At 71.7% G+C, this 6131-nt stretch carries 6 protein-coding genes; 1 reads left to right on the top strand and 5 read right to left on the bottom strand.

Annotation, left to right across the window (positions count from 1 at the left end):
- From I0C86_RS34080 to I0C86_RS34065, 4 genes are all read right to left on the bottom strand, one after another.
- A partial coding sequence (locus tag I0C86_RS34080; RefSeq protein ID WP_196205418.1) for an ATP-dependent helicase occupies positions 1–1639 on the bottom strand: 1639 nt, incomplete at its 3' end.
- 112 nt (positions 1640–1751) lie between these two features.
- A complete protein-coding gene (locus I0C86_RS45270) occupies positions 1752–2549 on the bottom strand; it encodes an AbfB domain-containing protein (RefSeq protein ID WP_196205417.1) in 798 nt (265 codons plus the stop codon).
- A gap of 288 nt (positions 2550–2837) precedes the next feature.
- A complete protein-coding gene (locus I0C86_RS34070) occupies positions 2838–3629 on the bottom strand; it encodes a hypothetical protein (protein WP_196205416.1) in 792 nt (263 codons plus the stop codon).
- A gap of 223 nt (positions 3630–3852) precedes the next feature.
- Positions 3853–4518, bottom strand: coding sequence for a TetR/AcrR family transcriptional regulator (locus I0C86_RS34065; protein ID WP_323374010.1), 666 nt, complete (start codon positions 4516–4518; stop codon positions 3853–3855).
- Between the two features lie 26 nt (positions 4519–4544).
- Here I0C86_RS34065 and I0C86_RS34060 point away from each other — a divergent pair, with 26 nt between their 5' ends.
- A complete protein-coding gene (locus tag I0C86_RS34060) occupies positions 4545–5018 on the top strand; it encodes a DUF1453 family protein (protein WP_196205415.1) in 474 nt (157 codons plus the stop codon).
- Positions 5019–5150: 132 nt separating this feature from the next.
- On the opposite strand, the gene I0C86_RS34055 is transcribed toward I0C86_RS34060, so the two are convergent.
- Entirely contained in the window at positions 5151–6002 is an 852-nt protein-coding gene (locus tag I0C86_RS34055; protein ID WP_196205414.1) for an LOG family protein, read from the bottom strand.
- Positions 6003–6131 lie beyond the last annotated feature (129 nt).

Here is a 6131-nt window from a genome sequence, read left to right as displayed (position 1 = left end):
CCCCGGGCACCGCGCCGGCCTCCCGGGCGGCGGCCAGCAGGGCGGCGACCGCCTGGGCGGGCTCGGCCCAGCGCCGTTCGATCGCGACCAGCTCGGCCGGGTCCCGCAGTGCCTCGACGAGCAGGTCGCCGGAGGGTCGCCGGTCCCCGGCCGCCAGGGCCAGGGCCCGCAGCCCCTGGCGCAGTCGTCGCTCGGCCAGCGGATCGGCGCCACCCAGCGGCGAGTGCAGCAGCGTCACCGCCGCCTCCTCGTCCAGCCGGTCCGGCTCCAACGCACAGCGCAGCAGCAGCAGGAACGGCGCCACCGCCGGTTGCAGGTGCAGTGGCAGGTCCTCGGCGTGCACGACGGTCGGCACCCCGACGGTGTGCAGCGCGCGCTGCAACGGCGGAAGCTGCAACGTGGTGGACCGGAGCACCACCGCCATCCGCGACCAGGGCACCCCGTCGAGCAGGTGCGCGGAGCGCAGCGCGTGCGCCAGGTACGCCGCCTCGCTGGTTCCGGACCGGAAGGTGCGTACCTCGACGGTGCCGGTCTCGGCGTCCGGCAGTGGTCGCAGGTCGCGGTGCGCCGCCGGCCCCCGCAGCCGGCGGGCCAGCCGCCGGCTCGCGTCCAGCAGCCCCGGCCCGGCCCGGTACGAGGTCGGCAGCAGCAGGGTCCGGGCCACCGCGCCGGAGGCGGTCCGGAACCGATGTGGGAACGCGCCGACGGCGGCCGGATCGGCTCCCCGGAAGGCGTACGTCGACGAGTCCGGGTCACCGAACGCGACCAGTGGCTTGCCACCGCCGGCCACCAGGTCGAGCAGGTCCAACTGGGCCGGGTCGGTGTCGGCGAGTTCGTCGAGGTAGACGTAGGCGAGCCGGTCCCGTTCGGCGTCGAGCAGCTCCGGATCGTCGGTGAGCAGTCCGGCGGCGGCCCGGACCAGTTCGGCCGGGTCGTAGGCGACCGAGCCCCGGGTGGTGGCGTCGCGCAGGGCCAGCACGGCGACGTACTGCCGGAGGAAGCGGGCGGCGGCGGGCCAGTCGGCCCGGCCGAGTTTCTCGCCGAGCCGGGCCAGCTCGACCGGCCCGACGCCCCGCTCGGCGGCCCGCATCAGCAGGTCGCGGAGCTGTTCGGCGAAGGCCCGGGTACGCAGTGCCGGCCGCAACTCCTCCGGCCAGCCGATCGGGTCCTCGATCTCGTCCGCGCCCTCGGAGCCGTCCTCGGCCCCGATCACCCCGAGCAGTTCCCGAATGATCAGATCCTGCTCGGGGCCGGTGAGGAGTCGGGGGGACGGTTCGCCGCGCTCCGCCGCCGCCCGGCGGAGCAGCCCGAAGGCGTACGCCGGGAAGGTCCGGACCAGCGGCTCGTGCAGTACCTTTCCCTCCGCTCCGGCGATCCGGGCCTCGATCCTGTGCCGCAGCGCGGTCGACGCCCGGCGGCCGAAGGTCAGCACCAGGATGCGTTCCGGGTCGACTCCCTCGGCGACCCGGGCGGCGACCGCCTCGACCAGGGTGCTCGTCTTGCCGCTACCCGGCCCGCCGAGGACGAGCAGCGGCCCGTCGGTGTGCCCGACGACGGCTTCCTGCTCGGGGTCGTCGAGCCGCGCCGGCACGGCCTCAGCCGGCCGACGGACCAGCCGGTACGCCTGCACGCCGCCCATCACATCACGCCGGCCCGACGAGCCCGCCTCAGGTACGCCCGCGCGCCGCGTCCGGGCACGGTAGGCGGGCCGTCCGCTCCGGACCGCCCGGCGTCGACGTGCACCGCAGAAATCAGAGGGGCGGCTTGATCACGAAGGTCGCCGAAGCACGCCCCGCGTCGCCCCTGGGGGTCCGGATGAACAACTCCGATCTGCCGTGCGACAGGAGGCGCTCCGGAAAGTTGTACGAGCGGAGCGAGAGGCCCCGACCGGCCAACCCGGGCGTCGCGCAGAAGGTGCTGTCGGCGGCGAAGAGCGCCGAGCCGTTCCGTCGGTGCAGGTGAATCCTGAAATCCTGATGCCGCAGGTAGTACCCGGGAAAGTTGACCGATTCGAAGGAAACACAGCGCCGGTCGGCCAGACCGGTGCGTACCACGAAGGTGGAATCGGCCCTGTCCAGCGCTCGGCTGCCCGCTCCGATCCGGTCGACGCGTCCGACGAACCGCGCGTGCCGGACCCGGAGACCCGGCCGGTCGACCGGTTCGAGCCCGAGCCTGGCCCCCGGGGACAGCACCGTCGGACTCGGATCGGCCCTGGTGGGACGTACCGGTTTCGGGTGGGCGGGAATCCTGGTGGCCGGGGGACGGGCGCCCGCCTTCGTTCCGACGGCCGTCGCCGGGCTCGCGCTGGCCGCCGCCGACGGCTGCGGGCTCGGTGAGATCGACGGCTCGCCGATGGCCGGGGGCGGCCAGAGATCGGGGAACGTCTGCCCGGGACCACCGTCCAGTCCGGCCGGCTCGGGGCCGCTGGGCAGGAAGACGGCCGCGAGCGTCACGACCGCCAGCAGCGCGACGGCGCTGGCGAGCAGCGCGCTGAACGGGAAGCGGTCCACAGACCCGTGCCGCCGCACCGCCTCGGCCACGACCGACACGCCCCGGCGTGACCGTGGTCGGCCAGTTGCCGCCGATAGCGTCCCGGTGGGTCCGGTCGAGCCACCGTCGACGCTCCGGGAAGTCGTTCGTCGATGGAAGAAGGGCGTCCGTCCGGTGTCCTCGTAGGAGGGCAGCCATCTTCCGATCCGGAGCCCTCCGGGAAGGTCGTCGTCGGACACGTATTCTCCCGCTCCAATCGATTCGCCTTTATCCTGGACCCAGAACACAATCCATTGTGTACGCGGCCACTTTTCCACCGGATCCGGACGAGTACAAGATGTCGTGGGTCAGTCCGAAGCCACCCAGTTCAGGGCGATGACCGCGAGCGGGGCGAGCACGATCCAGCCGGCCAGCAGCAGGCCGACCGGCGGTCGTGGCGGCTCGACCGCCGGTGGGGATACGGCACCGGCAACGCGCACGGCCTGCTCGCGGGCGTACCGGAGCGCGTTGGCCAACTCCGCGCCGGTCCGTTCCCCCGGCGCCGCCGGAACCAGCCGGAACTTCGTGCGCGGCACCGCCGCGACGAACGTCTCCGCCTCGTCGTCGAAGACGGCCACCCCGCCGCCTTCGGCCTGCTCCACCCGGCTCCGGGCCGACCAGGAAATTCGAACAACCCGCAGTGGCGTCACGTCGACCAGGCCGCCGGCGTTCCAGCACAGGTACGGGCGCAGCCAGCGCCGCCAGCCGATGTAGAGGCCCACGGCGGTCAACGGCACCGCGATCCCCGCCGCCTCTGCGGTGTCCAGCGGGGCGAGCAGGCTGGCGACGAACCGGCCCACGGTCGCCAGCAGTACGGGTACGGCTGCCAGGGTCCAGGCCCAGGCGATCATCGGATGGGTACGGTGCGCCCGCACCTCGCCGGGCGCCGCCTGCCGGTCGACGGCGGGAAGTGCGGCCGGGTCGACGGCAGGCTCGTCGGACACGGGCATGTGCTCGCCGGTGACCACGTCGACCGGCACGTCGTCCAGTGACTCGACCGGGCCTCGTGGCAGCCGGAGCCGTGCACCGACCTGCACCGCGCACCACCTGCCCGGGCGCGGGTCGCCGTAGAGCAACGCCGGCACCGGCACGTCGGCCAATTCCGCGTCGTCATCGTCCCGCGCCTCGTCGTCGTGCTCAGCGGGCGGTTATCGCGGCGACGACGACCGCGCCACCGGCGAGCAGGACGAGCAGGCGAGGGTCACGCCGCCAGGACCGTTCCGAGGACATCGGTTGATCATGCCGAACCGGTCCTGGTCGCCGGGACGGCCGTTCGGCCCAGTTCGTGGTGCTGCCCGGCAGCCCCGGTATCGACAGGTGGTGTCAGGACGGTTCTTTGAGGCTGTCAAGGTGTCCGGCGAGGATCCGGTGAATCATGTCGAGCGGCAGCCGGTCGGGTTGCAGTACGGCGTTCATCGCGAGACCGTCGAGCAGCGCGCTGAGCCGTTCGGATTCCACGGCGATGTCGAGGTCGTCGCAGAGGCGACCGATTCGCCGTGCCCGGTCGAGCACGCGGCCCACCACCATCCGCATCCCGTCGTACAGTTCGCGGGCGTGCCCTTGAAGTTCTGGCCGGGTCCGAGCGGCGGTGACGAATTCGAGCCAGACCACGGTCTCCTGCCGGCGTTGTTCATCCAGCGGGAGGAACTCGGCAAGCAGTTTCTCGACTTCGGCGCGCTGATCGACCGTGGGATCGGCCGGGTCTGCGGAAAGCAGCCGTTCGACGTGTCCGAGGATGCGCGCGGTCACCCGGTCGCGGAGCGCGGCAAGGGCGAAGACCGTCAGGTCGGTGTGGCCGGTGAAGTAGTGCCGTACCGACCCGATGGCCAGGCCGGCCTCCTCGGCGATGTTCCGCAGCGTCGCGCCTTCGAGGCCGTCCCGGCAGATGACCCGGAAGACCGCCTCGGTGACGGCCAGGCGGCGGGCCTCGGGATTCACGACCTTGGGCATGCATCTTTTTAGCATGCTCATGCTAGCTTGATTTAGCACAGCGATGCTAAATCGGGGAGGCTGCTGTGAATTCCGTGCTGCTGGTTGCCGTGGTCGTCGTCGCGGTCGTCATAATCGTCGTGAAGCGCTTCCTGGGTGAGCCGCTCAACGCGCGCGACCTGGCCGTACCGCCCCTGGTCCTGGTGGGCATCGGCATCTACACGCTCACCAGGGTTGGAGAGCTGAGCGGCTCCGAGATTGGCTGGATCCTCGCCGGATCCACCGTCGGACTCGCCCTGGGCGCCATACGCGGCACCACCGTGCGACTGTTCACCAGGGGCGGAGTGCTCTGGCAGCGATACAGCGGCTGGACCGTAGGGGTCTGGGTCGTCTCGTTCGCGATCAGTGCCGGCCTCGGATATCTCGCCACCCGCGCCGGAGTACGGGAAGAGGCCCGGCCGTTGACGCTGTCGATCGGCGTCAGCCTGCTCGGCGAACTAGCCACCCTCGGCAAGCGCGCGCTCTCCACCGGAGTTCCGTTCGCGCCCGATCGGCGCTGAGACGCCATCGGCTCCCGCCCGTTGGAACACCTGCGCCACCACACCGGCCGCTCAGCGGACGGGATCGCCAGCCTCGACGCATTGGGCTCGGGCAAGCCGGACTTTACGCGATCATCGCGTTCACCGGCCGGGTCAGCGGGACGTGCGGGTGGTCGAGGCCGACTGCTGGGCGGCTTCGGTCTGGGCGGTCGCGGTCTCCTGAACCGCCTCCCGCTCGGCCGCCAGCGCCGCGTCGGCGTCGATGATGTGCCGGACGGCGGCGTTCACGTCGTCGGTGACGATGATCAGCTCCAGGTCGGCCAGGCCGATCTTGCCGTCGGCGGCGAGCGTGTCCCGGAGCCAGTCGAGCAGCCCCTGCCAGTACGCCGTACCCATCAGCACGACCGGGAAGCGGGTCACCTTGCCGGTCTGCACCAACGTCAACGCCTCGAACAGCTCGTCCAGGGTGCCGAACCCGCCCGGCAGCACCACGAACGCCTGGGCGTACTTGACGAACATCGTCTTGCGGGCGAAGAAGTAGCGGAAGTCGATCGCCATGTCGACCCAGTCGTTGATGCCCTGCTCGAACGGCAGCTCGATGCCGAGCCCGACCGACAGCCCACCGGCCTCGGTGGCGCCCCGGTTGGCGGCCTCCATCACGCCAGGACCACCACCGGTGATCACCGCGTACCCGGCGGCGGCGAGCGCGGCCCCCAACTCCTCGGCCAGCTCGCACTCGGGGCTGTCCGGCTTGCTCCGGGCGGAACCGAAGACGCTGACCGCTGGCGGAAGATCAGCGAGGGTGTCGAAGCCCTCGACGAACTCCGACAGGATCCGCAGGGCCCGCCAGGCGTCCTTGGTCTTCCAGTCTCCCCGGGTCCGGGAGTCGAGCAGCCGCTGGTCCGCCGTACTCAGTGGGATGGACTCGCGGCGCAGGGTGACCGCGCCACGGTGCCGCTCCGGCCCCGGACCCCGGCCGCCGTCGCGGCCCTCGCTGTGGTTCATGACGTCCACCGTAATCGGACGGGCGACGACAGGTGTGACGTCACCCGGTCCGTCACAAGACAACATCCGGCCCAGGCGCAACCAAACAGGGCTCTACCGCGTCTTACCAGTCACACGGGGAAAGCGTGG

It is taken from the genome of Plantactinospora alkalitolerans (assembly GCF_015690345.1).
GTDB classification, from domain to species: Bacteria; Actinomycetota; Actinomycetes; order Mycobacteriales; family Micromonosporaceae; genus Plantactinospora; species Plantactinospora alkalitolerans.
This window is presented reverse-complemented; position numbering and strand designations above follow the sequence as displayed.

What these genes read in the sequence shown, in the direction of transcription:
- I0C86_RS34055 (WP_196205414.1), bottom strand. Translation starts at nt 6,002, where the DNA reads ATGAACCACAGCGAGGGCCGCGACGGCGGCCGGGGTCCGGGGCCGGAG.